At 70.4% G+C, this 26,123-nt stretch carries 29 protein-coding genes; 24 read left to right on the top strand and 5 right to left on the bottom strand.

Translation table 11 applies throughout. The features are described from left to right. Positions 1-6: 6 nt before the first annotated feature. From rplF to truA, 20 genes are all read left to right on the top strand, one after another. A complete protein-coding gene (gene rplF / locus OG738_RS07810; RefSeq protein ID WP_329052461.1) occupies positions 7-546 on the top strand; it encodes a 50S ribosomal protein L6 in 540 nt (179 codons plus the stop codon). A gap of 2 nt (positions 547-548) precedes the next feature. Beyond that, entirely contained in the window at positions 549-947 is a 399-nt protein-coding gene (gene rplR / locus OG738_RS07805; protein WP_329052459.1) for a 50S ribosomal protein L18, read from the top strand. A gap of 31 nt (positions 948-978) precedes the next feature. Next, positions 979-1,623, top strand: a complete 645-nt coding sequence (gene rpsE, locus OG738_RS07800) for a 30S ribosomal protein S5 (RefSeq protein ID WP_004558874.1) — start codon at positions 979-981, stop codon at positions 1,621-1,623. Between the two features lie 2 nt (positions 1,624-1,625). After that, on the top strand, positions 1,626-1,811 hold the full coding sequence (rpmD, locus tag OG738_RS07795; RefSeq protein WP_020643215.1) for a 50S ribosomal protein L30: 186 nt from the start codon (positions 1,626-1,628) through the stop codon (positions 1,809-1,811). Then, on the top strand, positions 1,808-2,254 hold the full coding sequence (gene rplO / locus OG738_RS07790; protein ID WP_329052456.1) for a 50S ribosomal protein L15: 447 nt from the start codon (positions 1,808-1,810) through the stop codon (positions 2,252-2,254). The genes rpmD and rplO overlap by 4 nt, the downstream gene beginning before the upstream one ends. 99 nt (positions 2,255-2,353) lie before the next feature. After that, entirely contained in the window at positions 2,354-2,956 is a 603-nt protein-coding gene (locus tag OG738_RS07785; RefSeq protein WP_329052454.1) for a hypothetical protein, read from the top strand. A gap of 48 nt (positions 2,957-3,004) precedes the next feature. Continuing rightward, positions 3,005-4,120: a hypothetical protein gene (locus OG738_RS07780; protein WP_329052452.1), complete on the top strand. Its 1,116-nt coding sequence runs from the start codon at positions 3,005-3,007 to the stop codon at positions 4,118-4,120. A 22-nt stretch (positions 4,121-4,142) separates the two neighbouring features. Beyond that, positions 4,143-4,766 (top strand): LysE family translocator, encoded by a 624-nt coding sequence (locus tag OG738_RS07775; protein WP_329052451.1) that lies wholly within the window; start codon positions 4,143-4,145, stop codon positions 4,764-4,766. Between the two features lie 256 nt (positions 4,767-5,022). Next, positions 5,023-6,330, top strand: coding sequence for a preprotein translocase subunit SecY (gene secY, locus OG738_RS07770; RefSeq protein ID WP_329052450.1), 1,308 nt, complete (start codon positions 5,023-5,025; stop codon positions 6,328-6,330). After that, positions 6,327-6,881 (top strand): adenylate kinase, encoded by a 555-nt coding sequence (locus OG738_RS07765; RefSeq protein WP_329052448.1) that lies wholly within the window; start codon positions 6,327-6,329, stop codon positions 6,879-6,881. Before secY ends, OG738_RS07765 begins: the two co-directional genes overlap by 4 nt. Before the next feature lie 44 nt (positions 6,882-6,925). Beyond that, the gene (gene map, locus OG738_RS07760; RefSeq protein WP_329052447.1) at positions 6,926-7,702 is read left to right on the top strand and encodes a type I methionyl aminopeptidase; all 777 of its coding nucleotides are present in this window, start codon (positions 6,926-6,928) and stop codon (positions 7,700-7,702) included. A 329-nt stretch (positions 7,703-8,031) separates the two neighbouring features. Next, positions 8,032-8,253, top strand: a complete 222-nt coding sequence (gene infA / locus OG738_RS07755) for a translation initiation factor IF-1 (protein ID WP_004558881.1) — start codon at positions 8,032-8,034, stop codon at positions 8,251-8,253. A 33-nt stretch (positions 8,254-8,286) separates the two neighbouring features. Next, positions 8,287-8,400 carry a 50S ribosomal protein L36 gene (gene rpmJ, locus OG738_RS07750; RefSeq protein ID WP_004558882.1) on the top strand — a complete coding sequence of 38 codons (114 nt, stop codon included), beginning with the start codon at positions 8,287-8,289 and terminating at the stop codon, positions 8,398-8,400. A gap of 206 nt (positions 8,401-8,606) precedes the next feature. Continuing rightward, a complete protein-coding gene (gene rpsM, locus OG738_RS07745) occupies positions 8,607-8,987 on the top strand; it encodes a 30S ribosomal protein S13 (protein ID WP_034285908.1) in 381 nt (126 codons plus the stop codon). Beyond that, positions 8,984-9,169: a hypothetical protein gene (locus OG738_RS07740; RefSeq protein WP_020643221.1), complete on the top strand. Its 186-nt coding sequence runs from the start codon at positions 8,984-8,986 to the stop codon at positions 9,167-9,169. The genes rpsM and OG738_RS07740 overlap by 4 nt, the downstream gene beginning before the upstream one ends. 18 nt (positions 9,170-9,187) lie before the next feature. Continuing rightward, positions 9,188-9,595: a 30S ribosomal protein S11 gene (gene rpsK / locus OG738_RS07735; protein ID WP_004558885.1), complete on the top strand. Its 408-nt coding sequence runs from the start codon at positions 9,188-9,190 to the stop codon at positions 9,593-9,595. A 23-nt stretch (positions 9,596-9,618) separates the two neighbouring features. After that, positions 9,619-10,224 carry a 30S ribosomal protein S4 gene (rpsD, locus tag OG738_RS07730; protein WP_329052440.1) on the top strand — a complete coding sequence of 202 codons (606 nt, stop codon included), beginning with the start codon at positions 9,619-9,621 and terminating at the stop codon, positions 10,222-10,224. A 107-nt stretch (positions 10,225-10,331) separates the two neighbouring features. Continuing rightward, positions 10,332-11,402 (top strand): DNA-directed RNA polymerase subunit alpha, encoded by a 1,071-nt coding sequence (locus tag OG738_RS07725; RefSeq protein WP_329052438.1) that lies wholly within the window; start codon positions 10,332-10,334, stop codon positions 11,400-11,402. Between the two features lie 41 nt (positions 11,403-11,443). After that, positions 11,444-12,004: a 50S ribosomal protein L17 gene (gene rplQ / locus OG738_RS07720; protein ID WP_329052437.1), complete on the top strand. Its 561-nt coding sequence runs from the start codon at positions 11,444-11,446 to the stop codon at positions 12,002-12,004. A gap of 73 nt (positions 12,005-12,077) precedes the next feature. Further along, the gene (truA, locus tag OG738_RS07715; protein ID WP_329056602.1) at positions 12,078-12,908 is read left to right on the top strand and encodes a tRNA pseudouridine(38-40) synthase TruA; all 831 of its coding nucleotides are present in this window, start codon (positions 12,078-12,080) and stop codon (positions 12,906-12,908) included. Between the two features lie 59 nt (positions 12,909-12,967). Here the strand turns inward: truA and OG738_RS07710 are convergent, their stop codons facing one another. The 3 genes from OG738_RS07710 to OG738_RS07700 all read right to left on the bottom strand — a co-directional run bounded on the left by OG738_RS07710 (position 12,968) and on the right by OG738_RS07700 (position 15,286). Next, positions 12,968-13,687 (bottom strand): hypothetical protein, encoded by a 720-nt coding sequence (locus OG738_RS07710; RefSeq protein WP_329052436.1) that lies wholly within the window; start codon positions 13,685-13,687, stop codon positions 12,968-12,970. A 73-nt stretch (positions 13,688-13,760) separates the two neighbouring features. Further along, positions 13,761-14,996 (bottom strand): type VII secretion protein EccE, encoded by a 1,236-nt coding sequence (gene eccE, locus OG738_RS07705; protein ID WP_329052434.1) that lies wholly within the window; start codon positions 14,994-14,996, stop codon positions 13,761-13,763. Then, positions 14,960-15,286: a hypothetical protein gene (locus tag OG738_RS07700; RefSeq protein ID WP_329052432.1), complete on the bottom strand. Its 327-nt coding sequence runs from the start codon at positions 15,284-15,286 to the stop codon at positions 14,960-14,962. The genes eccE and OG738_RS07700 overlap by 37 nt, the downstream gene beginning before the upstream one ends. Before the next feature lie 251 nt (positions 15,287-15,537). Here OG738_RS07700 and eccB point away from each other — a divergent pair, with 251 nt between their 5' ends. From eccB to OG738_RS07685, 3 genes are all read left to right on the top strand, one after another. Further along, positions 15,538-17,187 carry a type VII secretion protein EccB gene (gene eccB, locus OG738_RS07695; RefSeq protein WP_329052429.1) on the top strand — a complete coding sequence of 550 codons (1,650 nt, stop codon included), beginning with the start codon at positions 15,538-15,540 and terminating at the stop codon, positions 17,185-17,187. Between the two features lie 66 nt (positions 17,188-17,253). Then, the gene (locus tag OG738_RS07690) at positions 17,254-17,571 is read left to right on the top strand and encodes a hypothetical protein (RefSeq protein ID WP_329052428.1); all 318 of its coding nucleotides are present in this window, start codon (positions 17,254-17,256) and stop codon (positions 17,569-17,571) included. Continuing rightward, on the top strand, positions 17,571-18,668 hold the full coding sequence (locus tag OG738_RS07685; protein ID WP_329052426.1) for a WXG100 family type VII secretion target: 1,098 nt from the start codon (positions 17,571-17,573) through the stop codon (positions 18,666-18,668). Before OG738_RS07690 ends, OG738_RS07685 begins: the two co-directional genes overlap by 1 nt. Positions 18,669-18,701: 33 nt before the next feature. On the opposite strand, the gene OG738_RS07680 is transcribed toward OG738_RS07685, so the two are convergent. Together OG738_RS07680 and eccD are read right to left on the bottom strand one after the other, a co-directional pair. Further along, complete coding sequence (locus tag OG738_RS07680; protein WP_329052424.1) at positions 18,702-20,330, bottom strand: S8 family serine peptidase; 1,629 nt, start codon at positions 20,328-20,330, stop codon at positions 18,702-18,704. A 20-nt stretch (positions 20,331-20,350) separates the two neighbouring features. Beyond that, positions 20,351-21,715, bottom strand: coding sequence for a type VII secretion integral membrane protein EccD (eccD, locus tag OG738_RS07675; protein WP_329052422.1), 1,365 nt, complete (start codon positions 21,713-21,715; stop codon positions 20,351-20,353). Positions 21,716-22,020: 305 nt separating this feature from the next. On the opposite strand from eccD, the gene eccCa reads away from it, so the two are divergent. After that, positions 22,021-26,031 carry a type VII secretion protein EccCa gene (gene eccCa / locus OG738_RS07670; RefSeq protein WP_329052420.1) on the top strand — a complete coding sequence of 1,337 codons (4,011 nt, stop codon included), beginning with the start codon at positions 22,021-22,023 and terminating at the stop codon, positions 26,029-26,031. The last annotated feature ends 92 nt before the right edge of the window (positions 26,032-26,123 follow it).

Genomic DNA, 26,123 nt, shown 5'->3' with positions numbered 1-26,123 from the left:
ACAGACATGTCACGCATCGGAAAGCTGCCGGTCGCCGTCCCCTCCGGGGTCGAGGTGACCATCAACGGTCAGCACATCAGCGTCAAGGGCCCCAAGGGGACCCTCGAGCACACCGTCGCCGAGCCGATCACGGTCGAGCGCGACGACGACGGCACCCTGCTGGTCAAGCGCCCGGACGACGAGCGCACCAGCAAGGCTCTGCACGGCCTCACCCGCACCCTGGTGAACAACCTGGTCGTGGGTGTGACCGCGGGCTACGAGAAGAAGCTCGAGATCCACGGTGTCGGTTACCGCGTGCAGGCCAAGGGCTCGGACCTCGAGTTCGCCCTCGGCTACAGCCACCCGGTGAAGATCGAGGCGCCGGACGGCATCACCTTCAAGGTGGAGAGCCCGACGCGGTTCTCGGTCTCCGGCATCGACAAGCAGAAGGTCGGCCAGATCTCGGCGGTCATCCGCCGGCTGCGGCGCCCGGACCCGTACAAGGGCAAGGGCCTGCGGTACGAGGGTGAGAAGATCCGCCGCAAGGTCGGAAAGACGGGTAAGTGATCATGAGCGACACGACTACGAAGCGCAAGCCGGTGGGCAAGGACATCTCGACCCGCCGCCGCGTCGCGAAGGCCCGTCGGCACTTCCGCCTCCGCAAGAAGGTCTCGGGCACGGACCAGCGTCCGCGCCTGGTCGTCAAGCGGTCCTCGCGGCACATCGCCGTGCAGGTCATCGACGACCTGGTCGGCCACACGCTGGTCTCGGCGTCCACCCTCGAGGCGGACCTCCGGACGTTCGACGGCGACAAGAAGGCCAAGGCCGCCAAGGTCGGGCAGCTCGTCGCCGAGCGCGCGAAGAACGCCGGGATCTCGGCTGTGGTGTTCGACCGTGGGGGCAACGCCTACCACGGCCGCATCGCCGCGCTCGCCGACGCCGCCCGTGAGGCGGGGTTGGAGTTCTGATGCAGATGCTCGTTAATGGAAGGAAAGCCTGATGCCGGGACGTACACGGCAATTCGGCGGCGGCCAGGGTGGACCCGGCGGGCAGGGCGGCAACGACCGCGGTGACCGTCGCGACCGCCGGGACCGGCGCGACAGCGGCCGTGGCGGGGCGGCCCAGGACAAGACCCCGCACCTCGAGAAGGTCGTGACGATCAACCGCGTCGCCAAGGTCGTCAAGGGTGGTCGTCGCTTCAGCTTCACCGCCCTGGTGGTCGTCGGTGACGGCGACGGTCAGGTCGGCGTCGGCTACGGCAAGGCCAAGGAAGTTCCCGCGGCCATCGCCAAGGGCGTCGAGGAAGCGAAGAAGAACTTCTTCCGCGTTCCCCGCGTCGGCGGCACCATCCCGCACCCGATCCAGGGTGAGGAGGCCGCCGGTGTCGTGCTGCTCCGTCCGGCGTCCGCCGGTACCGGCGTCATCGCCGGTGGCCCGGTGCGCGCGGTGCTGGAGTGCGCGGGTGTCCACGACGTGCTGTCGAAGTCGCTCGGCTCCGACAACGCGATCAACATCGTGCACGCGACCGTGGCGGCCCTGAAGGGCCTGCAGCGTCCCGAAGAGGTCGCGGCCCGCCGCGGTCTCCCGCTCGAGGACGTCGCGCCGGCCCGGATGCTGCGCCAGCGTGCGGGCCAGGGGGTCTGACGATGACTCAGCTCAAGGTCACCCAGGTCAAGAGCAAGATCGGCACGAAGCACGCTCACCGCGAGTCGCTGCGCACCCTCGGGCTGCGCAAGATCCGCCAGAGCGTCGTGCGTGAAGACACCCCCCAGGTGCGCGGCCTGATCCACACCGTCCGCCACCTGGTGGAGGTCGAGGAGGTCCAGGCATGACGGCCATCAAGATCCACCACCTGCGCCCGGCTCCGGGCTCGAAGCGCGAGAAGATGCGCGTCGGTCGTGGTGAGGGTTCGAAGGGCAAGACGGCCGGTCGCGGTACGAAGGGCACCAAGGCCCGGAAGAACGTGCCCGCCGGGTTCGAGGGTGGGCAGATGCCCATCCACATGCGGCTGCCGAAGCTGCGTGGCTTCAAGAACCGCTTCCGCACCGAGTACCAGCCGGTGAACGTGGGCGACATCGCCCGCGTCTTCCCGGACGGTGGCACCATCGGTGCCGAAGAGCTCGCCGCCGCGGGCCTCGTCCGCAAGGGCAAGCTCGTCAAGGTGCTCGGCAACGGTGACGTCAACGGCGTCAAGCTCGACGTGACCGCCGACGGCTTCTCCGGCTCCGCCAAGGAGAAGCTCGAAGCGGCCGGTGGCTCCGCCACCACCAACTGAGCTGTAGCTCGTCCGAAGGCCCGTCTGGTTCGCCAGGCGGGCCTTCGGCGTTCCCGGGCGCGCTTGTGGTCACCGCGGCCCGGCGGAAGGATCGGCGGGGTGGACTTCAGCCGTCGTGGCCGGGCGTTCCGGGCACCGGTGTTCGTGGCGCTCGCCCTCGCGCTGACGGTCGCCGGGACGTTCCTGCCGTTCTTCCGCACCGAGCAGCCGGTGAGCAGCGACGCCGACGGCGTCGCGCGCTCGACCCTGCGTGCCTGGCGGGTCGACTTCGCGTTCCCGGGCGAGGCGGAGCTCAGCTCGCCGGCCGCGCCGCTCGGCCTGCCGCTGGTGCTGGCGAGCGCGATCCTCCTGGTCGCGCTGGTCCTCACGATCCGCCAGGCGGCGGCCCGCCGGCCGGGCGTCGCCGCGAGCCGCACGGCGACCGGGGGAGCGGCCTTCCTCGCGGGCGCGGTCTGCACGATCGTCATGGACGGCGCCCGCAGTCTCTTCGACGACCGGCCGCCGCACGGGGAGACGACCGTCCTGGCCGGCGTGTGGGTACTGGTGGCCGCGGTGCTGGCCGCCGCGCTGGCGGCGGCGCTGAGCCACCGCGGGCCGGCCGAGGCGCGTCCGGAGTGGGCCGACCCGGCGGCGGCGTTCGCGGACACGGCGACGCCGCAGTCGGGCGTCGCGATCACGGTCCTGCCCCCGCAGGACGACTGACCGGACAGGCTCCTTGCCGCGGCGCGGATCCGGACGGAGGATCGCAGGGTGGACAGACCGTCGCAGGAGCCGCCCGATCCGCCGTCCGAGGCCGGGAGATCGCCGCTGAGCTTCCCGGTCGAGGCCCCGAAGCTCACGGGAGTGGAGCCGGGCACGGGGGCGCCGCTCGCCTCCCCGGCGGAGGCCACGGACCCGCTCGCCTTCCCGGCCGAGGCTGCTCCGGCGGACGCCGCACCTGACCGCCGACCCGCATTCCCGGCTGAGGCGCCGTCCGCTGGTCCGGCCGGAAGCGCGCTGCCGACGGGGAACCCGCTGGCTTTTCCAGCGGAAACCGCGCAGTCGGCCGCGGATCCGCTCGACTTCCCATCCGCACCCGCGCACCTGAGCGCGGCGGCGCCCGCAGACCCGCTCGCTTTCCCCACGCAAGCACCCCCACCGGCCGAGCAGCTGCCGTACCCGGTCGCCGAGCTACCGGGACTATCCGGACCACCAGCGCAACCAGCGCAACCAGCGCAACCAGGCCCAGCCGCTCCCGCAGCCGAACCGGCCTCACCGCCCACGGCACCCGCCGGAACCGGGCTCCGGCGCTTCCTCCCACCGGCCCTCACCGCGCTGGCCGCGCTCCTGGCCGTCGGGGGCTGCTTCCTGCCGCTCTTCCGGCTCCAGCAGCACCTCAGCGTCCGGCAGGGGTTCTTCGAAGCCCAGCTCACCGTCACCGAGACCGCCTGGGGGAGCCGCATCGAGATTCCCGGGCAAGCCGCCACCGACCAGGCCGCCTCGCCCGTCGGGGTGCCGCTGATCCTCGCCGTCGTCCTGCTGGTCGCCGCCGCCTTCGTCGCCTTCTCACGGCCGGAGCGGGGGCGGTGGCTGGTCACCGCCGGGGCGTTCTTCACCGCCGGCGTCGTCACCACCGTGGGCATGAGCGGGCTCGGGTGGTCGGCCATGGCGGACGGCGTGGACCTCGAAGTCGTCGTCGCGAGCGGGATGTGGCTGCTGATCGTGGCCACCGCGCTGGCCGGCGTCGCGGCCGTGCTCGCCCACCTCCCGACGAACGACGGATGGGCGGACCCGTCGCTCGCCTACGCCGACACCCCGACCCCGCCCAGCGGCGTCGCCATCACCGTCCTGCCGCCGGAGCCGGAGCTGCCCGGACAATCCGATTGACGCCCGCCGCTACCGTGAAACCATGTCGTGGCTGCTGGTCTTCTTCGGGGCGTCCGTGCTCATCGCGCTTACGCCAGGGGCGAACAACCTGCTCGGCCTGCACCACGGGATGACGCACGGTGTTCGCCGCGGCCTCGCCGGGCTGGGCGGCAGGCTGGCCGCGTTCACGCTGTTGATCGCCGGCGTCGCGGCCGGGCTGGGGCAGCTGCTGGCCGCCTCCGAGACCGCGCTGACGATCATCAAGTGGGCCGGCGCCGCCTACCTGCTCTACCTGGGCCTGCGCCTGCTGTGGTCCACGTTCCGGGGCAAAACGGACGTCCCCGAACCGGACACCCGGCCCGCGTCCGCCTGGCGGGTGACGCGCAAGGAGTTCGGCGTCGCGATCACCAACCCCAAGGCGATCCTCATCTTCACCGCGTTCGTCCCGCAGTTCATCGACGCAGGTCACGGGCCCTTTCCGGCCCAGATCGCGCTGCTGGGCGCCGGCTACCTGCTGGCCGAGTTCCTGGCCGGCTCGGTCTACGTCGCGGTCGGTGCCGGCCTGAAGTCGATCGAGCTGACCCGGCGGACCCGCCGAAACGTGGACCGGGGGACCGGCGTGGTCCTCGTCGGGCTGGCCGGCGTGCTCGCGACGACGACCGCCTGATCCCCGATCTGTCAAGGAATCCGGCCGAGACGGCGATGTGGATCAACCCGCCGGAGCAACCTTGGTACGGAAAACGCACACGGACTGCGGACACGCCCGGTGAAGCTGTTAGAGTCGGCGACACGCTTCGGGACGAGTGTGCCCCGAAGCGTTCCTGGCTTGCGTGCCAGTAGTGCTGTGTGTTCCCGCCGGCCACCGTGCCGGCCAAGCCGATCGTCGGTTGAGGACGGCCGACGACGCCGAGGAGGTCCCCCGCGTGTTCAGCGCCTTCCGCTCGGCTCTCGCGACGCCGGATCTACGCAAGAAGATCCTGTTCACGCTAGCCATCGTCGCGGTCTACCGAATCGGTGCGACCATCCCGGCACCAGGGATCTCCTACGGGGCCGTACAGGCCTGTAGCTCCCAGGCGCAGCAGGAAGGCGTCTACCAGCTGCTGAACCTGTTCAGCGGTGGTGCGCTGCTGCAGCTGTCGCTCTTCTCGACCGGCATCATGCCGTACATCACGGCGAGCATCATCATCCAGCTGCTGACCGTGGTCATCCCGCGGTTCGAGGAGCTGAAGAAGGAAGGCCAGTCCGGCCAGGGCAAGCTGACCCAGTACACCCGGTACCTGACGGTCGCGCTGGCGATCCTGCAGGCCACCGGCGTGGTCGCGCTCGCGGACCGCAAGCAGCTCTTCCCGGACTGCCAGTCGCCGATCATCCCGGACAACAGCGTCTACTCGCTGGCGATCATCGTCATCACCATGACCGCGGGCACCGCCGTCATGATGTGGCTGGGCGAGCTGATCACCGAACGCGGCGTCGGCAACGGCATGTCCGTCCTGATCTTCCTGAACATCGCGGCGCGCATCCCCGTCGAGGGCGGCAACATCCTGTCCAACGGCGGTGGCATCGCGCTGACGATGATCTGCGTCTTCGGCCTGGTGATCATCGCCAGCGTCATCTTCGTCGAGCAGGGGCAGCGCCGGATCCCGGTGCAGTACGCCAAGCGCATGATCGGCCGCCGGATGTACGGCGGCACGTCGACCTACCTGCCGATCAAGGTGAACCAGGCCGGCGTCATCCCGGTCATCTTCGCGTCGTCCCTGCTGTACCTGCCGGATCTGATCAGCCGCCTCGTCGGCGACCAGAACAGCAACTCCGGCTGGCAGGTCTTCATCAAGAACTACATCGTGAACCAGTCCAGCTGGGTGCACATCGCGCTGTACTTCGGCCTGATCATCTTCTTCACGTACTTCTACATCACGATCACGTTCAACGTGGACGAGCGTGCGGACGAGATGAAGAAGTTCGGCGGGTTCATCCCGGGCATCCGCCCGGGTCGCCCGACGGCGGAGTACCTGAGCTTCGTGCTGGGCCGGATCACCCTGCCGGGTTCGCTGTACCTGGGCATCATCGCGATCCTTCCGAACTTCTTCCTGTCGTTGACCGGGAGCGGGAACAACCAGAACTTCCCGTTCGGTGGCACGGCTGTGCTGATCATGGTCGGTGTCGGCCTCGACACCGTGAAGCAGATCGAAAGCCAGCTGATGCAGCGCAACTACGAAGGGTTCTTGAAGTGACGCGGCTGGTTCTCGTGGGTCCGCCCGGCGCGGGCAAAGGTACGCAGGCGGAGGCCCTGTCGGAGCAGCTGCGCATCCCGCACATCTCCACGGGTGAGCTGTTCCGCGCGCACGTCGGCCAGGAGACCCCGCTGGGCCAGGAAGCCAAGCGCTACCTGGACTCGGGCGAGCTCGTGCCCGACTCGGTCACCAACGAAATGGTCCGCGAGCGGCTCGCGGAGCCGGACGCCAAGGTCGGCTTCCTGCTCGACGGCTTCCCCCGCAACACCAAGCAGGCCGAGGTCCTCGGCGAGATCCTCGGCGACGCCGACGTCTCGCTCGACGCCGTGATCCAGCTGCAGGTGCCGGAGGACGTCGTCGTCGAACGGCTCATGTCGCGTGGCCGCGCGGACGACACCGAAGAGGTCATCCGCCGCCGTCAGCAGATCTACGTGTCGGACACCGCGCCGCTGCTGGAGTACTACGCCGACATCCTCGTGACCGTCGACGGCGTCGGCACTGTCGAGGAGATCTCCGGCCGGGTGCTGGAAGCGCTGCGCGACCGCACGTGAATCTCGGAGGGTTGCGTGTTCTGCAAGTGCTCCGCCGTGGGCGCATGATCGAGGTCAAGACCCCGGACGAGCTGCAGGCGATGCGGGCCGCGGGGCTCGTCGTCGCCCGCACGCTGGCGGCCGTCCGCGCCGCCGCGAAACCGGGCGTCAGCACCGCCGAGCTCGACGAGCTGGCCGAGCAGACGATCCGGGACGCCGGTGCGGTGCCGTCGTTCAAGGGCTACCACGGCTTCCCGGCGTCGATCTGCGCGTCGGTGAACGAGCAGATCGTCCACGGCATCCCGGCCAAGACCCAGGTGCTGGCCGACGGCGACATCATCTCCGTCGACTGCGGGGCGATCCTCGACGGCTGGCACGGCGACTCCGCCGTGACGCTGGCCATCGGGGCCGTCTCGGACGCCGACCTGGCGCTGTCCGCGGCGACCGAAGCGGCGATGTGGGCCGGCATCGAGGCGGTCATCGCCGGCGGCCGGTTGACCGACATCTCCTACGCCGTCCAGTCGGCCGCCGAACGCGCGGGCCGCGACGACGGCGTCGAGTACGGGATGATCGTCGAGTACGGCGGCCACGGCATCGGCCGCGAGATGCACATGGACCCGTTCCTGCCGAACCTCGGCAAGCCGGGCAAGGGCCCGCGGCTGAAGCCCGGCATGGCACTGGCGATCGAGCCGATGCTGACCGGCGGCGGCGGGGAGACCCGCGAGCTGGACGACGGCTGGACCGTGGTCACGGCCGACGGCTCCCGCGCGGCCCACTGGGAGCACACGGTGGCGATCACCGAAGACGGCCCGTGGGTGCTCACGGCTCCCGAAGACTCCTGACATCTTTCGGGGGTCCGGGTGGCGGAGCCCCCGGCTCGGGGCGAAGCCCCGGATGGCACTGACCTGCGCATTCACTCACCAGTGGTGATCGCGATCACGTCCACCTGCACGTTCGCCTAGCATGATTACCCCCGGTTTGGGGGTCGCGACACGGGTTGCGTACACTGTCAAGTCGGCGCACTTATCGCGCCCGGATCCTGCGCGCTCGTGAATTCACGGTACTGGGACTCGGGCACCAGTGTGCCACGCAACACCCGACCCAGCACTAGTGCTCGAGTTGATCACAAGGTGTAGCGACAGGCAGTGCCGACTAAGGAAATGCGGAGGACATGGCGAAGAAAGACGGGGCCATCGAGGTCGAAGGCCGCGTAGTCGAGCCGCTCCCCAACGCGATGTTCCGCGTCGAGTTGGAGAACGGTCACAAGGTCCTGGCACACATCAGCGGCAAGATGCGGCAGCACTACATCCGCATCCTGCCCGAGGACAGGGTTGTCGTGGAGCTCTCGCCCTACGACCTCTCTCGTGGTCGCATCGTCTACCGCTACAAGTGATCACGAAGAGCAGCTAACAGGAGAGCAGAAGACGTGAAGGTCCAGCCGAGCGTCAAGAAGATCTGCGACAAGTGCAAGGTGATCCGCCGGCACGGCCGGATCATGGTGATCTGCGAGAACCTGCGGCACAAGCAGCGGCAGGGCTGATCTCCAAGCACTCGACCAGAGTGGATTGACGGCTACACACCCTCCCCGCACCTGCCGGGCCACGTGAGTGGCCCGGTTCACCCCCGGACTTCAGGCCGGGGCCGGGACACCCGAAGCGCAAGCCGAGGGCACGACAGGCGAGTCGGTCCCGGAACCGGACGGGGAGCAGACCTGAAGAGGAAACCTACGAAGGAGCATCAGCGCCAATGGCACGACTCGCTGGCGTAGACCTCCCCCGCGAAAAGCGGTTGGAGATCGCGCTTACGTACATCTACGGCATCGGCCGTACCCGCTCGAAGCAGCTCATCAAGGCTGCCGAGCTCAACGCGGACACCCGCGTCAAAGACCTCAGCGATGACGACCTCGCGAAGCTGCGTGTGTACATCGAAGAGAACTTCAAGGTCGAGGGTGACCTTCGCCGCGAGGTGAACGCCGACATCCGTCGGAAGATCGAGATCGGGTGCTACGAGGGCCTTCGCTGGCGTCGCGGACTGCCCGTCCGCGGTCAGCGCACGAAGACCAACGCCCGTACCCGCAAGGGTCCGAAGAAGACGGTCGCCGGCAAGAAGAAGGCTGGCAAGAAGTGAGCGTCCAGGGCAAGAAGGTCGTGCAGATGGGCGGCGCCCAGCGTCGCGGCTCGGCTTGTGTCTCGCCCAAGGCGCTCTACGCCCGCCCGATGGCGCTCCGCAACCTGTACACCGACGCCGGTTCGATCATCCGGCGCGGCCAGGCCGAAGCGGTCGCCGCTCACCAAGAGAACGCGCGCTAACAGGAGATCCCTCACAACATGCCACCGAAGTCTCGTACTGCGGCCGGGGCCAAGAAGGTCCGCCGCAAGGAAAAGAAGAATGTTGCGCACGGTCACGCGCACATCAAGAGCACCTTCAACAACACCATCGTCTCGATCACGGACCCGACCGGTGCCGTGATCGCGTGGGCGTCGAGTGGACACGTGGGCTTCAAGGGCTCCCGCAAGTCCACCCCGTTCGCCGCGCAGATGGCCGCCGAGAACGCTGCCCGCAAGGCCGCCGAGCACGGCATGAAGAAGGTCGACGTCTTCGTGAAGGGCCCGGGTTCGGGCCGCGAGACGGCGATCCGCTCGCTGCAGGCGGCCGGCCTCGAGGTCGGCACCATCCAGGACGTGACCCCGCAGCCTCACAACGGCTGCCGCCCGCCCAAGCGGCGCCGGGTCTGAGGAACGGGGAGGAGTAAGAAGAAATGGCTCGTTACACCGGCCCCGCGACGCGTATTTCGCGTCGCCTCAAGGTTGACCTCATCGGCGGCGACCAGGCTTTCGAGCGTCGCCCCTACCCGCCGGGCCAGCACGGCCGCGGGCGCATCAAGGAGTCCGAGTACCTCCTGCAGTCGCAGGAGAAGCAGAAGGCTCGCTACACCTACGGCGTTCTCGAGCGTCAGTTCGTCCGGTACTACAAGGAGGCCGTCCGGCGTCCGGGCAAGACCGGTGAGAACCTGCTGCAGATCCTCGAGTCCCGCCTGGACAACGTGATCTACCGCGCCGGCATCGCCCGCACCCGCCGTCAGGCGCGTCAGCTGGTGAGCCACGGCCACTTCCTGGTCAACGGCGTCAAGGTCAACGTCCCGTCGTACCAGGTCTCGAAGTGGGACATCATCGACGTGCGGCCGAAGTCGTTCTCGATGCTGCCCTTCGTCGTGGCCAAGGAGTCCTTCGGCGACCGCCCGATCCCGGCGTGGCTGCAGGTCGTCCAGTCCAACCTCCGCGTGCTGGTCCACCAGCTGCCGGAGCGTGCGCAGATCGACGTTCCGGTGCAGGAACAGCTGATCGTCGAGCTTTACTCGAAGTAGTAGTCCGGCCCCGGCTGGAGTACGGGCGGCGGCGCAACAGGTGCGCCGCCGCCGCGCCATCCCTTCGACGTCATATGGCGGGCGTCGTCTGGAAAGGAAAACAAGGAATGCTGATTTCCCAGCGGCCGGCTCTCGGCGAAGAGACGGTCAACGAGACCCGCTCCCGGTTCACCATCGAACCGCTGGAGCCCGGCTTCGGCTACACGCTCGGCAACTCGCTGCGTCGTACGCTGCTGTCGTCCATCCCGGGCGCGGCCGTGACGAGCATCCGCATCGACGGCGTGCTGCACGAGTTCACCACCGTTCCCGGGGTGAAGGAAGACGTCACCGACATCATCCTGAACCTCAAGGAGCTCGTGGTGTCCTCGGAAGAGGACGAGCCGGTCACCATGTACCTGCGCAAGCAGGGCCCCGGTGAGGTCACGGCGGCCGACATCGTGCCGCCGGCGGGTGTCACCGTGCACAACCCGGACCTGCACATCGCGTCGCTGAACGGCAAGGGCAAGCTCGAGATCGAGCTCGTCGTCGAGCGCGGCCGCGGTTACGTTCCGGCCCTGCAGAACAAGCAGGCGGGCGCGGAGATCGGCCGGATCCCGGTCGACTCGATCTACTCGCCGGTGCTGAAGGTGACGTACAAGGTCGAGGCCACCCGTGTCGAGCAGCGCACCGACTTCGACAAGCTGATCCTGGACGTCGAGACCAAGCCGTCGATCACGCCGCGCGACGCGGTCGCGTCGGCTGGCAAGACGCTGGTGGAGCTGTTCGGTCTCGCCCGCGAGCTGAACGTCGACGCCGAGGGCATCGAGATCGGCCCGTCGCCGCAGGAGGCGGACACCATCGCCGCCTACGCGATGCCGATCGAGGACCTGGACCTCACCGTCCGGTCGTACAACTGCCTCAAGCGCGAGGGCATCCACACGGTGGGCGAGCTGGTCTCGCGCAGCGAGGCGGACCTGCTCGACATCCGCAACTTCGGCGCCAAGTCGATCGACGAGGTCAAGCTCAAGCTCGTCGGCCTCGGCCTCGCGCTGAAGGACAGCCCGCCCGGGTTCGACCCGACCGCGGCGGCCGCCAGCTACGACGGTGAAGGCTGGTCGGAGGGTGTCGGTGGCATCACCGACGGGATTTCGGACGGCCACGACGATGGCCAGGACTACGCAGAGACCGAGCAGCTCTGAGGCCGTGTGCCTGGACGCTGTGAGCTGAACTAGGAGAACCAATGCCCACCCCTACCAAGGGAGCCCGGCTCGGCGGGTCGTCCGCGCACGAGCGGCTGATCCTGGCCAACTTGGCCACGCAGCTGTTCGAGCACGGCAAGATCACGACGACCGAGGCGAAGGCGAAGCGGGTCCGTCCGCTGGCCGAGAAGCTGATCACGAAGGCGAAGCGGGGCGACCTGCACAACCGTCGTCAGGTTCAGCGCGTCGTCCGGGACAAGGACGTCGTCCACAAGCTGTTCGCCGAGATCGGTCCGCACTTCGCGGAGCGCGACGGTGGCTACACGCGCATCACCAAGACGATGCCGCGCAAGGGTGACAACGCCAAGATGGCAGTCATCGAGCTGGTGGCCGAGAAGACGGTGACTTCGGAAGCCGAGCGCGCTCGCAAGACGAAGTTCGCCAAGGACGAGAAGGCCGCCGCTCCGGTCGCGGAAGAGACCACCGAGGCGCCCGCCGCCGAAGAGGCTCCGGCTGCCGACGAGGCCAAGGCCGAGGACACCGCCGCCGAGACCGAAGCTCCGGCTTCGGACGACGCGGACGCGGACGCCAAGAAGGACTGACGTCCTGACGGCCGATTCGACACCGAACGAGCCCGCCACTCCCCCTGGGGAGGGCGGGCTCGTTCGTCTGCGCCTGGACGTCTCCTACGACGGCACGGACTTCTCGGGCTGGGCCCGCCAGCCGGGCCGTCGCACGGTTCAGGACGTGCTGGAAGAGGCGTTGCACCGGCAGCCGCCGGGGGCTTCGGTGCCCAAGTCCGTGGTGGTCGCGGGCCGCACGGACGCCGGGGTGCACGCGACGGGACAGGTGGTGCACGTCGACGTCGTGCCGATGCTGCCTTCCGCCGGGGGCCGCATCCCGGTCTCCCCGGAAGGCATCCCGGACCTGACCCGGATGGCGGGCCGCTGGAACCGCCTCCTGCCAGGTGACGTCCGGGTCCTGGGCGCCCAGGTGGCGCCCGCCGGTTTCGACGCCCGCTTCTCGGCGATCCGCCGGCACTACCGCTACCGCGTCTCGGACGCGCCTTGGGGCGTGGACCCCTTGCGCCGCAATGACACGCTGGCGTGGAACCGTCCACTCTCGACGGACGCGATGAACGCGGCGGCAGCGTCCCTGCTGGGCTTGCAGGACTTCGCGGCGTACTGCAAACAGCGCGACACGGGCACGACGATCCGCGATCTGCAGCGCTTGGAGTGGCGGCGGGTGGACGAGCACCTGCTGGAGGTGGCCGTCTCGGCCGACGCGTTCTGCCATTCGATGGTCCGCAGCCTCGTCGGAGCCCTGCTCCTGGTGGGCGACGGCCGCCGGGGGAGTTCGTGGCCGGCCGAGGTGCTGGCGAGCGGAGTGCGTGACAGCGCGGTCGCACCCGCGCACGGCCTCACCCTGACGGCGGTGGACTACCCGCCGGACGAGGAGTTGGCGGCGCGGGCCGAGCAGACGCGAAACGTCCGCACTTTCCTCTGAGGCGGACGAAAAGCGGGTGACCCCTCGCCTCGGGAGCCACCCGCTCTTTCCGGCAAAGCTCAGTCGCCGCGGCGGACGGGGCCCAGCAGCTGCTGCTCCTTGCCCGTCGTCACCAGCCTCAGCGGCCGCCAGAGGTTGCGGCCCAGGGCCACCACCTGGTCGTCCTTCAGCATCGTCAGCTGGCGCATCATCTGCGGCGGCAGGTTCCAGATGCGGCCCGCCAGCTCGGCCTGGCCGGCCGGGAGGCGCTGCATCAGCACCAGGTCCGCCGCGTTCGCCGTCACGCCCGCCTGGGGGTGCAGGTACGGCAGCACGTACACCGTCGTCTGCCACGGCGACCTCGGCGGGAACAGGTCCTGCGGGGTGGGGCCGCCGTCGGTCACCACCAGCAGCGGGGCGTCCTCCGACGGGCGTGGCAGCTCGACCGGCGACAGCCGGCGGATCTGGACCAGCGGGGACGGCCGGCCGTCGCGGGTGCCCGCCGCGCGGGACAGCACCTGCCACTCCGTCGGGCGCCCGGTCGCCACCACGACCCACGCGCCGACCGCCATCGCGCGCAGCGCCACCTGACGGGCCAGGTACAGCCCGCCCACCAGCACGATGCGGGTCGGCGTCGAGCGCAGCGCCGAGATCGTCAGCGGCTCGCCCTTCAGGCCCGAGCCCAGCACGATGCCGCCGCGGTCGCCCGAGGGGCTCACCGCGTCGAGCATCGCGGGATCCACGGTGAACTCCGGCGCCACCCCGATGTTCTGGCCGGCGTCGCGCATCCGGGCGCTCATGCGCTCACCTCGCTGACGCTCGACGCGGCCTTCACCGAAGGCGCAGTGGTGAATGGTTCGGTCGCAAGCTCCCTCACGCTGTTCCTCCGATCGGCAGCGTCGCGGCGAACGCGGAGACCTGCAGCCCGCGCAGCGGCGTCAGGTCGACGTCCAAGCGCTCGGCCAGCCCCTGCAGCCGCTGGTCGGCGGCGTCGAGCTCACGCGGGTTGCGCGCGCTCAGCCGGACCACGCCGCGCAGCCCGATCTTGCCTTCGTCGGACGCGGGGGAAATCGACATCGCGAGCGTCGACGACAGCGCGCGGACGCTCGTCAGCGCGTTGAGGCTGCCGGAGATCTTGCCCTTCGGCCAGCCGGTGATCGCGTAGCTCGCGTGGCCGATGCCGGCCGCGGTGACGCCGGACCAGCGCTCCTGCAACGTCACCTTGGTCGGCGAACCGGCGACGGACGTGAGTTCCGCGGCCGAAATGCTCGCGCGCAGCAGCTCGTCCGGGTCGAGCGGCCGCGTCGGCACGCCCTGCGACTCCAGTGCGTTGCGCACGCGGGACAGCGCGCCGATCAACGCGCGGTGGGCGCCGACGACGCCGCCGCCACGCTCCCGGATCGCCGCCGGGCACCGCTTCGGGTCCAGCCGGATCGCGACCCACGTCGTCCGCCGCGCCGCCGCGGGCAGCGGGCCGAGCACCTCCATGTAGGAGCTCAGCGCCGGCGAATCCGCGGGCAGCGCCGCGCTGCCCGGGTAGCAGTGCCAGATCATCTGGATCGAGTCGAGGACCACGCCGCGGTCTTCGAGGCACGGCGCGAGCGCCGACAGCGGCATGCTCGGCGCGCCACCGGCCTGGGTGATCAGCGCCGGCGTCGGCTCGACGAGCAGCACCGCCGTCCAGGTGCCGTCGTTCCAGGCGAGCCCGACCTGCTGGCGTTCGTGGTCGACGCCGTGCGCGACGACGAGGTCCGGCACGGCGATGCGGAGCAGGTTGACGCGGGCGTCGTCCGGGCCGGTCACCGTGGTCTCTTCGGCGGCCAGCTCCTCGACGGTGCTCGGCGGCAGCGGTTCGGCGACGCGGTCGTGGGAGCGGAAGGAATAGCGCAGCGTCAGCCCGATCCACTGGGTGAACCAGCGGCCGCGCCAGCGCAGCAGCGCGACGATGAGGGCGAAGCCGACGATGCCGATCGCGACGTACTTCAGCGACATGGCGATCGCGAGCAGGACGAGCCCGACCGCGAAGCCGACCTCGAGCACGACGAGGTTCGCCACGGGCAGCGGGCCCAGGTTCACTCCCGACGAGCGGCGCCGCGCGGGGGGCGCCATCCGCACAGGGCTGGGCGGGGTCGAGGGGCCGCTGTCGTCCGGACCCGGGGGACCGCCGGGGCCACCGCCGCCGGGACCACCCGGGCCACCGGGACCGCCACCACCGGGTCCACCGGGACCGCCAGGACCGGGGCCACCAGGGCCACCCGGGCCGCCGGGACGTCCACCGGGACCGCCAGGGCCGGGTCCACCGGGACCACGCGGGGGCATGCCGGGACCACCAGGACCACCCGGGCCGCCACCGGGTCCGCCGGGAACGCCACCGGGGCCACCCGGCACGCCGGGACCACCGGGTCTCCCCGGCCGTGGCGGGGGGCCTGGCGGGCGGCCGGGAGGCGGGGGCCCTGGCGGGCCAGGCGGACGTGGAGGAGTGGTGACGGACATCCGCGCTTTCTCTTCCCCTCGTGCTTGCTGCGTACCCCGGAAGCCGGGTCCCGGGGAGCCCGACCCTAGCCGGAGTTGGTAGAAACCCCACACCAGACGGTCCCCGTACGGCTATCCTGCGGAACCGTACCGCGACGGGGAGAGCTGTAGGTCGAGAATGCCATCAACACCCACGACTAAGTCTCAGGTCCAGGCGTACCAGTTCGTCCTGCGCCGGATGCAGTCGGCGCTGGTCCGGCGGGACGCCGTGATGTTGCACGACCCGATGCGCACCCACACGAGGGCCACGATCGTGGGGGTCGTGCTCGGCGCTCTCGGCATGATCGTCTTCGTCGTCTGGGGGCTGCTCAGCCCGGCCCCGTCGGTCCCCGAAGCCGGGAACATCGTGATCGGCGAGCAGTCCGGCACGGTCTACGTGGTGATGGGGAACCCGAAGATGCTCGTCCCGACGTTCAACCTCGCGTCGGCGCGGCTCCTGCTCCTGGCCCAGCAGAAGCAGTCGAGCGCGGGCAGCGCCGGCGGTGCGACGGCGGCTCCTGCAGCGGCCGCGGCGTCGTCGAGCTCCGCGACTGTGAAGAATCCCACGGTCGTTTCCGACGACCAGCTGAAGGACATTCCCCGCGGAAAGCTGACCGGCATTCCGGACGGCCCGCAGCTGATCCCGACGGATTCCCAGCGGATTTCCCCCAATTGGGCGGTGTGCGACCAGGTTCAGCTCGATCCGACGCAGCCGGTGCCCGACAGCGCGAACGTGACCAACACCTACGTCTTCGGTGGTGTCGCCCCGAGCGCCCTCGGCACCGAGCTGGGGGAGAAGGAAGCGTTGCTGGCGGCCGCGGACAACGGCAAGACCTACCTGATCTACCGCCTGCCGAGCACGCAGAACCGCCCGAACGCCAACACCGTCCGCGCCGAGATCGACACCAGCGACTCGCACAACGCGGTCTCGACGGCCCTGCAGCTGCTGAACCAGAAGCCGCGGAAGATCTCCCAGGGCCTGCTGAACGCGATCCCCGAGGTCCCGCGCCTGACCCCGCCGCAGATCGCCGACGGCGCGGCTCCGGCCGACTTCGACGGGCTGACCGCGGGCGACGTCTTCGCCACGCAGCCCACGGGTGAGCAGCCGCAGTACTGGGCCATCACCACGAGCGGCATCCAGCAGGTGTCCCAGGCGGTCGCCGACGTCATGCGCGTCGCGAAGCACGGCAGCGCGAGCAAGCTGCAGACGCTCGGCCTCGACAAGCTGTCCGGCGTCAGCGTGCTGCGGTCCGGCGATCCCGGCTACATCAAGGTCGACGACTTCCCGCGCTCGGTCCCGACGATCCTCGACGCGACGAAGAACTCGGCGGTCGCCTGCCTCGGCTGGTCCGTGGTCGGCGACGGCGACAACCGCGACGGCCACACGTCGGTCTACATCGAAACCCAGCTGCCGGGCCAGAACAGCCGTGGCCCCAAGTTCAGCACGACGAAGGTCACCACGCCGGGCCCGAACCGCGTGCCGATCAACGGCTTCTACCTCCAGCCCGGCTTCGGCGCGGTGGTGCAGTCCGCCACCGGCAAGGCCAGCTTCGGCAAGGGCGCGATCCAGCTGATCTCCGACCGCGGCATCCGCTACAGCGTCCCGGACGCCGCGACCGCGGACGCGATCGGCCTGACCAACCGGCAGCCCGCGCCCGAGTCGATCATCGGCCTGCTGCCGACCGGGGCGTCGCTGAACACCCAGGACGTGCTCAAGCAGTTCGACTCGGTGCCGATCGACCCGAACGCCGGCTCGTTCCCGACGCAGACCGCACAGGCCGGCGGCTGAGCGGAACCGTCGGGCGGCGGCGGACGTCCCACGCTCGAAGGATCTTCCGGTGAGCGGAGAGGTGCCATGGCCGGCTTGAGGATGGACGGCGTGGTCGTCGGCGAGTACGCCCGGACCGCCGAGGAGGCCGCTGACGACCTGCACGCGGCGGCGGCCGACGTGGGCGGCGAGGGCGTCTCCGGTGAGTCGTACGGCCCGCTGGGGGCGCAGATCGGGCTCGGTGAGTCGTACGGCCGCGCGGCCGGCGCGCTGCGGCGGCAGCTGGTCGACGGCGCCGAGGCGCTGAAGTCGGCGGCGGAGGCACTGCGGCACGTCACGGTCCGCCACAGCGGGCAGGACGCGGAAGCCGCGGAGCTGATCACGCGCGCCGGGCGGAGCGAATGATGTTCGCCGAACCGGAGGCCACGGACTCCATCCCGCACCCGCTGGCCAAGCAGGCCGCCCCGGCGCCCGCGGTCGCCTTCGCCCCGGACGCGGAAGGCGACCAGATCGCCGCCACGGCCGAGCCGTACCTGGCGTACCTGACCGACGTCGCGTACCAGCTCGGGCTGATCGACCCCGTCGAGACGTACTTCCGCCCGCTGATCGGCCGCTGGGGCGACCTCGGCGCCGAAGCCGGGCGGCTGCGCCAGGCCGCCACCGCGGCGGCCGAGGTGTCCGCGCGGCTCGACGACGGCCTCGGCAAGCTCGACGGCGGCTGGGAAGGCCGTGACGCCGACGCGTTCGTCGCGTACATGCGGGAAATCGGTGCGGCGGGCGGTGACCTCCAGGAGGCGTTGACCGTCCTCGCCGGCGCGCTCGACGAGCTGGTGACCACCCTGCGCCACGTCGTCGTCGACCTCGCCGAGGTGCTCGTCGACGCGGCGGACCTGATCTCCGAGACGATGACGCTGCCGAGCGGCGGCACCAAGCGGGCGCGTACGCAGCTGCGGGAGACGCAGGATTCGGCGAAGGCGCTGTACGAGACCGCGCGGGACGTCCTCGAGGCGTTCGACCGGCTGTGCGACGGCGTCGACGACCCCGACGCGACCACCCGCAGCATCGAGATCGCGCACCGGTACCCCGAGGACCGGTTCCGGCTGCACGAAAGGGAATCCGGCGCCCCCGCCGCGGACGGCGAAGGCACGGCCGCGGCGTCGGCCGGTTCCGGCGAGGTGATGACGCCGTCGTCCGCGAGCGGCGACCCGGCGGAGCCGAAGCACACCGGCGCGGACACGCCGGACGCCGCACCGCCCGCCGACGCGGTGCCGCAGCAGGCGGCGCCCGCGCAGGACGACCACAGCACGTCGGGCGGGGTCCCGATGATGCCGATGATGGGCTTCGGCGCGTTCGGCGGCGGCGGTGGTGGCGGCCGCCGCCCGTCGAAGAACCGGCCGATCGTGACGTCGGCGGAGCTGCTGGGGGAGCCGGGTTTGGTGGCGCCGCCGGTGATCGGCGAAGACGAGAACGCGCCGAAGCCGAAGAAGCCCCCGGCGAAGTGACCCGGCCCGCGGCGACCGCGGGCCGGGCTTCCGTCAGCGGCGCGCGTCGCCGGTTTCGGCCGGCCGGTTGCGGCGGATCGTGCGCATCACGAACAGCGTGATCAGCAGCGCCACCAAGCCGCCACCGGTGCCGGCCAGCGCCACGATCATCGGGGTCGAGCTGCGGTCGTTCGACGGCGGGAGCTGAGCCAGCTGCGGGGCCGGGATCGGTGCCTGGTTCCCGATTTCCGACGGCAGGCTCTGCGTCAGCGCGGCCACCGGGTCGATCACGCCGTAGCCGACGAAGTTGTCGCGGCCGCCCGGAGCCGCCGGGTGCTGGGCGGTTTCCTTGATGCGGTTGATGATGCCCTTGGCGTCGAGGTTCTTGTACTTGGCCTTGACCAGGGCCGCGAGGCCGGCCACGTAAGGCGCGGCGAAGCTCGTTCCCTGGATTTCGCTGGCCTTGTCGCCGCTTTCGAACGTCAGGTTCGCCAGGCCGGTGGAGCCTTCCGCCGGGTCGAGCGAGATGATCTGCGTCCCCGGTGCCGCGACGCCGACCCACGGGCCGTGCACGCTGAACTGCGCCACGCTGCCGGTCTGGTCGATCGCCCCGACCGACAGCACGTCGTCGGCGAACCACGGCGGCGTCACGATCGTCTTCGGCTTCCGCGCGTCCGGCTGGTCGTTCTGCGGGCAGGTGTCCGTCGCGTTGCCCGCGGCGGCGACGATCACGATGCCCGCGGCCGCCGCGTAGTGCACGGCCGCTTGGACCTGCTGCTCGCCTTCGGTGATGCTGCCGTTCGCCGTCCGGCAGTTGTCGACCGACATGTTGATGACGTCGGCGTCCTTGCGGTCGGCGATGCCGCGGATGATCTCGGCCAGCGTCTTCAGCGTGCCCGCCGTTCCGGCCTTCTCCAGCTGGCGGCCGCCGTTCGACTGCCCGGGCGACGTCTGGTCGTCGTCACCGGAGCCGGCGCCACCGCCACCGCCGGAGGTCGGCGGCAACGAGGACCCCGATCCCGACGGCGGGGTGTTGCTCGACGGCGTGCCGCCGCCGGTGTTGCTCGCCGGCGGTGTCGACGTCGAGGTGTCGGGCTCGTAGTTCTCGCTCAGCTGGCGGTAGGACACGATCGTCGCGTCCGGGGCGACGCCGACGAACCCGACCTCCGGGTCGTCCGGCTTCGCCGCGATGATCCCGGCGACCTCGGTGCCGTGACCGTCGCAGTCTTCGAGACCGCCCGGCTGGCCCTTCGACGGCGTGGCGACGTATTCGCCGCCGCTCTGGAGGTTGTGCAGCCACGGGTGGCGCGTCACGCCGGTGTCGACCACGGCCACCTTGACGCCGCCGCCGACGCTGCCCGTGGCCGCCTTGACGATTTCCTGTGCCTTGTCGATCTGCAGGTAGTCCTGGCCCCACGGCCGGGTCTTCAGGACGATGTTCTGGCCGAGGGTGCTGCGCTGGACGCACGCCTTGCTCGGCTTGTACTTCTTGTCCGGCTGGCCGGAGTCCGCGATCAGCTTGCCCATGTCCACCGGCGGCGGGGTCGCGTAGTAGCCGTCGGCCGGGGCCTGCTGCGCCCAGCTCGGCAGGGCGACGGCCAGCGGGGCCAGTAGGCCGATCGTGCCGGCCAGTACCGCGGTCGTGGTCCGGCGGGCGGGACCGAAACGCCGTCCTACTGCCATCCGAGATTCACCCGATCCGGTCACTTGAAGTTCAGGTGCCGCAAGGTGGTGTACAGGTCCATCACCCCGAGGGCGAGCGGGAGCACGGAGGCGATGCAGATCGCCTCGATGATCTCCACCGTGCGCCGCAGCGGCGGCGAGAAGCGCTGGTTCGGGAAGATCACGCCGACCACGAGCGCGCCGGCGGCCAGCAGGACCAGCGCGCCGAAGACGTAGAGCAGGCGGTTCTGCGCGCTCGCCGAGATCAGCCAGCCCGCCGCGATGCCGGTCGCCGAGACCAGGCCCGTGGTGAGCAGGGCAATCGCCTGGCTGCCGTTCGCGTACGCGCGGGCGCGGAGCAGGAGGACGAGGCTCGCGACGACGCCCAGGATGATCCCGAACGCGCCGGGCGCGGTTGCGGCGATGACGGCGGACACCGCGACCGTGGCGCCGCAGCCGATCATCAGGCCGGTCATGTAGTTGTGCGCGACCGCGGTGCGGCGCTCGATGGCCCGGTAGTCGGGGAAGCCGGAGTCTTCCTTCAGCTCTTCGGCGTTGCTCGGGACGTGCGGCAGCGGCAGCTTCGCGAGCCAGATCGTGGCGCGCGGCAGGATCGAGATGCAGGCGAGGGCGATCGCGACGGTGCCGGCCGCGATCCCGGCCGCCGGGTGCGCGACGAGCGTGCCGAACAGGAAGGCCAGCGCGCCGAAGGTGCCCGCGGTGGCCGCGGCGATGAACGTCGTGATGCCCGCGCCGATGACCATGATGCAGACGGACGCGACGATGATCACGAGGACCGCGCCGAGCAGCAGGTTCGCCCGCATCGACAGGCCGGGCACGATGTAGAAGCCGCTGACGAACGCGAGCGGCAGGCCGCCGGCCGCCGCGATCAGGACGCCGGTCGCCTCCGCCTGGTAGGCCTTGGCGAGCGTGGCGCCGACCGCGACGCACGCGATCGCGCCGATGCCGCCGGCGATGGCCGCGCCGAGCGCGTTGCCGCCGTAGAGCGAACCGCTCATGAACAGCGCGATCGCAGCGGCGACCAGCGCCAGTCCGCCCGCGACGTGCCCGAAGCGGTTCGCCGTTTCCTTGGTCCAGGGGCGGAAGCTGTCGGGGGAGGACTCGGCGATGGCGTCGACGACGTCGTCGTACAGCGGCGGTGGCGGGTTCTCGTTGCGCTTGCGCAGCTGCAGGAGCTCACCGTCGACGACGCCGAGCGAGGCGAGCGTGCGGCTGGGGTCGAGCGGGGCGTCCCCGAGCTTCGCGAGCGCCCAGCCGCCGTGCCGGGCCCCGCCGTCCGGCGACGACTCCTTGGCCATGTCCAGCAGCATCGGCAGCAGATCGGCGACCGCGACGTCGGCGGGCAGGGCCACGTCGATCCGCGTCGAGGGCGCGACGACCGTCACCCTGCTGAAAACTGTCGTGCCCGTAGCCACTGCACTGCCCCCGCTCGGTCGAGACTGCTCCCGGGGGAACTTATACCGAACCCCGGTGCCGACATCATCGAACGTCCGAAATTCACCGTCATCCGCAGGTCGGCGGCCGGAAGGTGAGATTACTGTCGGTGGTGGGCCGTACACTCGCCGGGCGAGGGTGGGGCAGCGCTCACGGGGTCTTCCGGCATCCGCCGGAATTCCGCCAGGGCGTTCGATAGGTTGTTCGCACACCTTGCGGTGGCCGCCATCGTCGAGTTTGAATGAGGGGTCCTTCGATGAGCACGCTGCAGTTCAAGAAGTCGCCGCGGCTGGCGGCACCGCGCCCGCCGGGTGGTGAGGTGCACCTCGAGCCGCCGCCCGAGGTGCCGCGCGTCATCCCCGGGAACATCGTCATGAAGGCGCTTCCGGTCGTCATGATCGTCGCGTCGCTCGGGATGATGGTCTTCATGTTCCAGGCCAGCAACCGGAACCCGATGATGATGGCCATGGGCGGCATGATGGTCGTCGGGACGCTCGGGATGATGGCCGGCGGTGGCGGCAAGGGCGGCGGCGCCAAGCGCGCCGAGATGGACGAGGACCGCAAGGACTACCTGCGTTACCTGGGCCAGATGCGCGACCGCGCCCGCGAGGCGATGGTCGACCAGCGCGCCGCGCTCGAGTGGGTGCACCCCGACCCGCAGTCCCTGTGGTCGCTGGCCGCCAGCCGCCGCATGTGGGAACGCCGCCAGAACGACCAGGACTTCCTGCACCTGCGCGTCGGGCGCAGCTCGCACCGCCTCGCGACGCGGCTGGTCCCGCCGCAGACCGGGCCGGTCGACGAGCTGGAGCCGATCGCCACCCTCGCGCTGCGCCGGTTCGTGCGCGCGCACTCGATCGTGCCGGACCTGCCCACCCAGATCACTCTGCGCGGGTTCGCGGCGGTGAGCATGCAGGGCGACCGGGCGCTGACCCGCGGCCTGACCCGCGCGATGCTCGCGCAGATGGTCACCTTCCACAGCCCCGACGACGTGCTGGTCGCGGTCGCGACCGCGGGCCGGGCGAAGGAGGAGTGGGAGTGGGCGAAGTGGCTGCCGCACGCCCAGCACCCGACGCTGTCGGACGGCATCGGCCAGCTCCGCATGATGGCCGGTTCGCTGGCCCAGATCGAGGACTGGCTGGACGAGGAGTTGCGTGACCGCCAGCGGTTCTCCCGCAACGCCACGCCCGCGCCCGACCAGCCGCACGTCGTGATCATCATCGACGACGCCGAGGTCACCCGCGAGGAGCAGATCGTCCTCGAGGAGGGGCTGGTCGGGGTCACGCTGGTCGACTTGTCGGACTCTCTCGGCAATCTCGCCGCTCGCCGTGGCCTGCGGCTGGTCGTGGAGGCGGACAGGCTGGGCGCGCGCAGTGCCGGCGGTGTGGAGTGGTTCGGCCGGCCGGACACGCTGAGCCTGGTCGAGACCGAGTCGCTGGCCCGGCTGATCTCGCCGTACCGGGTCGGTGGCGCGGCGGGGCAGGACGTCGGTGACGAAGAGCCGCTGCTGTCGAACCCGTCGCTGCTGGAGCTGCTGGGCATCCCGGGTGACCCGATGACGTTCGACGTGCAGCAGGCGTGGCGGCCGCGGCCGATCCGCGACCGTTACCGGGTGCCGTTCGGTGTCGGTGAGTACGGCCAGCCGGTGGAGCTGGACATCAAGGAGGCCGCGGCCGAGGGGATGGGTCCGCACGGGTTGTGCATCGGCGCGACCGGTTCCGGCAAGTCGGAGTTCCTGCGCACGCTGGTGCTGGGGATGTTGGCGACGCATTCGTCGTCGACGCTGAACTTCGTGCTGGTCGACTTCAAGGGTGGCGCGACGTTCCTGGGGCTGGACAAGGCGCCGCACGTGTCGGCGGTCATCACCAACCTCGCGGACGAGGTGACGCTGGTCGACCGGATGAAGGACGCGCTGGCCGGGGAGATGAACCGGCGTCAGGAGGCGCTGAAGAACGGCGGCAACTTCAAGAACGTCTGGGAATACGAGAAAGCGCGTGAGAACGGCGCCGACCTCGATCCGCTGCCGGCGCTGTTCATCGTCTGTGACGAGTTTTCCGAGCTGCTGGCGGCGAAGCCGGACTTCATCGACCTGTTCGTCGCGATCGGCCGGCTGGGCCGGTCGCTGCAGATGCACATGCTGCTCGCCTCCCAGCGCCTGGAAGAGGGCAAGCTGCGCGGGCTGGACTCGCACCTGTCGTACCGGATCGGCCTGAAGACGTTCTCCGCGGCGGAGTCCCGCGCGGCGATCGGTGTGCCGGACGCGTTCGAGCTGCCGTCGGTGCCCGGTGGCGGCTACCTCAAGTTCGACACCTCGACGCTGGTGCGGTTCAAGGCGGCCTACGTCTCGGGCCCGTACCGGCCGGCCGGCATCCAGGCGGCGGGCCCGGCGGCGACGGTGGTGCGGGCGGACAAGCGGCCGCAGCTGTTCGTCCCGGACTTCGTCGAGCTGCCCAAGGAGCCGGAGCCGCAGCAGATCGAGGCCCCGGTGGCGGCGGCGCCGCAGTCGGAGGAGGCGGTCGAGCCGTCCGAGCTGGACGTCATCGTCTCGCGGCTGATCGGGCAGGGCCCGCCGGCGCACGAGGTGTGGCTGCCGCCGCTGAAGGACCCGAACTCGCTGGACACGTTGCTGCCGAACCTGAACCCGACCGACGACCGCGGCCTGTCCCCGGTCGGCTTCTTCGGCAACGGGCGGCTGCAGGTGCCGCTGGGCATCATCGACCGGCCGTACGAGCAGCGGCGCGACCCGCTGTGGGCGGACTTCTCCGGTGCGGCCGGGCACGGCGTGATCGTCGGCGGTCCGCAGTCGGGCAAGTCGACGATGCTGCGGACGCTGATCATGTCGATGGCGCTGACCCACACCCCGGAAGAGGCGCAGTTCTACTGCCTCGACCTCGGTGGTGGCACCCTGGCCGGCCTGGCCGACCTGCCGCACGTCGGTGGCGTGGCGGTGGCGCGGCGCGAGCCGGACAAGGCGCGGCGGATCGTGGCCGAGCTGACCACCCTGCTCACCGAGCGGGAAGGCCGGTTCGGGGCGATGGGCATCGACTCGATGACCGAGTTCCGCAACCGCAAGCGCCGCGGGGAGATCCGGGCGGACCAGGACCCGTTCGGCGACGCGTTCCTGATCGTGGACAACTGGCGTGCGCTGCGGGACGACTTCGAAGAGCTGGAAACCACGATCACCCGGCTGGCCACCCAGGGTCTGTCCTACGGGGTGCACGTGGTCATCGCCGCCAACCGGTGGGCCGACATCCGCCCGGCCATCAAGGACATGATCGGCACCCGGTTCGAGCTGCGCCTCGGTGACCCGACCGAGTCGGACATCGACCGCCGCGTCGCGGTCAACATCCCGACCGGGCGCCCGGGCCGGGGCCTGACCCGGGAGAAGCTGCACATGCTGGGCGGCCTGCCGCGGATCGACGGCTCCAGCGACCCGGAGACGATCGCGGCCGGCGTGGCCGACGCGGTGGCGAAGATCAAGGGTTCGTGGCGGGGCCGGGTCGCGCCGCAGGTCCGGCTGCTGCCGGACATGATCACCTACGACGAGGTGCTCAAGCTCGACAGCGCGCGGGACTCGAAGCTGATCCCGATCGGGGTCAACGAGGAGGACCTGCAGCCGATCTACCTGGACTTCAACGCCGAGCCGCACTTCTACGCGTTCGCCGACGGGGAGTCGGGGAAGACGAACCTGCTGCGGCAGATCGCCCGGGGCATCTCCGAGCGGTTCACCGCCAAGGAGGCGCTGATCCTGCTGGTCGACTACCGGCGCACGATGCTCGGGTTCGTCCAGGGCGACTCGCTGCTCGGGTACGCGGTGTCGGCGGCGCAGCTGGAGAGCATGGTCGGCGACGTGTTCAACTCGATGACGCGGCGGCTGCCGGGCCCGGACGTCACGCAGGAGCAGCTGAAGACGCGGTCGTGGTGGAAGGGCCCGGAGCTGTTCATCCTGGTCGACGACTACGACCTGGTGGCCACCTCGACGAACAACCCGCTGCGGAAGATCTCCGATTTCCTGCCCCAGGCCAAGGACGTCGGCCTGCACCTGGTCGTGGTCCGCCGCACCGGTGGCGCGAGCAAGGCGATGTACGACCCGATCATCGGCAAGCTCAAGGAGATCGCGGCGCCGGGCATGGTCATGAACGGCTCGCGGGACGAAGGCGCGCTGGTCGGCAACATCAAGCCGAGCGCGATGCCGCCGGGCCGGGGCAACCTGCTGACCCGCAAGTCCGGCAAGCAGCTCATCCAGGTCTCGTGGATCCAGCCGGACTGAGCACGGCGGCGGGGCGCGCGGCGGTGAAGGGTAGGTTCCTTCCCGAGGGCGCGCCCCGCCGGCCGGGCGTGGGGAACGAACACGGTGTGGTT

The sequence above is a fragment of the Amycolatopsis sp. NBC_01488 genome (assembly GCF_036227105.1).
Classification (GTDB): Bacteria; Actinomycetota; Actinomycetes; order Mycobacteriales; family Pseudonocardiaceae; genus Amycolatopsis.
This window is presented reverse-complemented; position numbering and strand designations above follow the sequence as displayed.

What these genes read in the sequence shown, in the direction of transcription:
- OG738_RS07710 (WP_329052436.1), bottom strand. Translation starts at nt 13,687, where the DNA reads ATGAGCGCCCGGATGCGCGACGCCGGCCAGAACATCGGGGTGGCGCCG.
- rplF (WP_329052461.1), top strand. Translation starts at nt 7, where the DNA reads ATGTCACGCATCGGAAAGCTGCCGGTCGCCGTCCCCTCCGGGGTCGAG.
- OG738_RS07690 (WP_329052428.1), top strand. Translation starts at nt 17,254, where the DNA reads ATGGCCGGCTTGAGGATGGACGGCGTGGTCGTCGGCGAGTACGCCCGG.
- eccCa (WP_329052420.1), top strand. Translation starts at nt 22,021, where the DNA reads ATGAGCACGCTGCAGTTCAAGAAGTCGCCGCGGCTGGCGGCACCGCGC.
- rpsD (WP_329052440.1), top strand. Translation starts at nt 9,619, where the DNA reads ATGGCTCGTTACACCGGCCCCGCGACGCGTATTTCGCGTCGCCTCAAG.
- eccB (WP_329052429.1), top strand. Translation starts at nt 15,538, where the DNA reads ATGCCATCAACACCCACGACTAAGTCTCAGGTCCAGGCGTACCAGTTC.
- OG738_RS07680 (WP_329052424.1), bottom strand. Translation starts at nt 20,330, where the DNA reads ATGGCAGTAGGACGGCGTTTCGGTCCCGCCCGCCGGACCACGACCGCG.
- infA (WP_004558881.1), top strand. Translation starts at nt 8,032, where the DNA reads ATGGCGAAGAAAGACGGGGCCATCGAGGTCGAAGGCCGCGTAGTCGAG.
- rplO (WP_329052456.1), top strand. Translation starts at nt 1,808, where the DNA reads ATGACGGCCATCAAGATCCACCACCTGCGCCCGGCTCCGGGCTCGAAG.
- rpsK (WP_004558885.1), top strand. Translation starts at nt 9,188, where the DNA reads ATGCCACCGAAGTCTCGTACTGCGGCCGGGGCCAAGAAGGTCCGCCGC.
- map (WP_329052447.1), top strand. Translation starts at nt 6,926, where the DNA reads ATGATCGAGGTCAAGACCCCGGACGAGCTGCAGGCGATGCGGGCCGCG.
- OG738_RS07775 (WP_329052451.1), top strand. Translation starts at nt 4,143, where the DNA reads ATGTCGTGGCTGCTGGTCTTCTTCGGGGCGTCCGTGCTCATCGCGCTT.
- rpmD (WP_020643215.1), top strand. Translation starts at nt 1,626, where the DNA reads ATGACTCAGCTCAAGGTCACCCAGGTCAAGAGCAAGATCGGCACGAAG.
- OG738_RS07725 (WP_329052438.1), top strand. Translation starts at nt 10,332, where the DNA reads ATGCTGATTTCCCAGCGGCCGGCTCTCGGCGAAGAGACGGTCAACGAG.
- rplR (WP_329052459.1), top strand. Translation starts at nt 549, where the DNA reads ATGAGCGACACGACTACGAAGCGCAAGCCGGTGGGCAAGGACATCTCG.
- eccE (WP_329052434.1), bottom strand. Translation starts at nt 14,996, where the DNA reads ATGGCGCCCCCCGCGCGGCGCCGCTCGTCGGGAGTGAACCTGGGCCCG.
- rpsE (WP_004558874.1), top strand. Translation starts at nt 979, where the DNA reads ATGCCGGGACGTACACGGCAATTCGGCGGCGGCCAGGGTGGACCCGGC.
- rplQ (WP_329052437.1), top strand. Translation starts at nt 11,444, where the DNA reads ATGCCCACCCCTACCAAGGGAGCCCGGCTCGGCGGGTCGTCCGCGCAC.
- rpsM (WP_034285908.1), top strand. Translation starts at nt 8,607, where the DNA reads ATGGCACGACTCGCTGGCGTAGACCTCCCCCGCGAAAAGCGGTTGGAG.
- OG738_RS07685 (WP_329052426.1), top strand. Translation starts at nt 17,571, where the DNA reads ATGTTCGCCGAACCGGAGGCCACGGACTCCATCCCGCACCCGCTGGCC.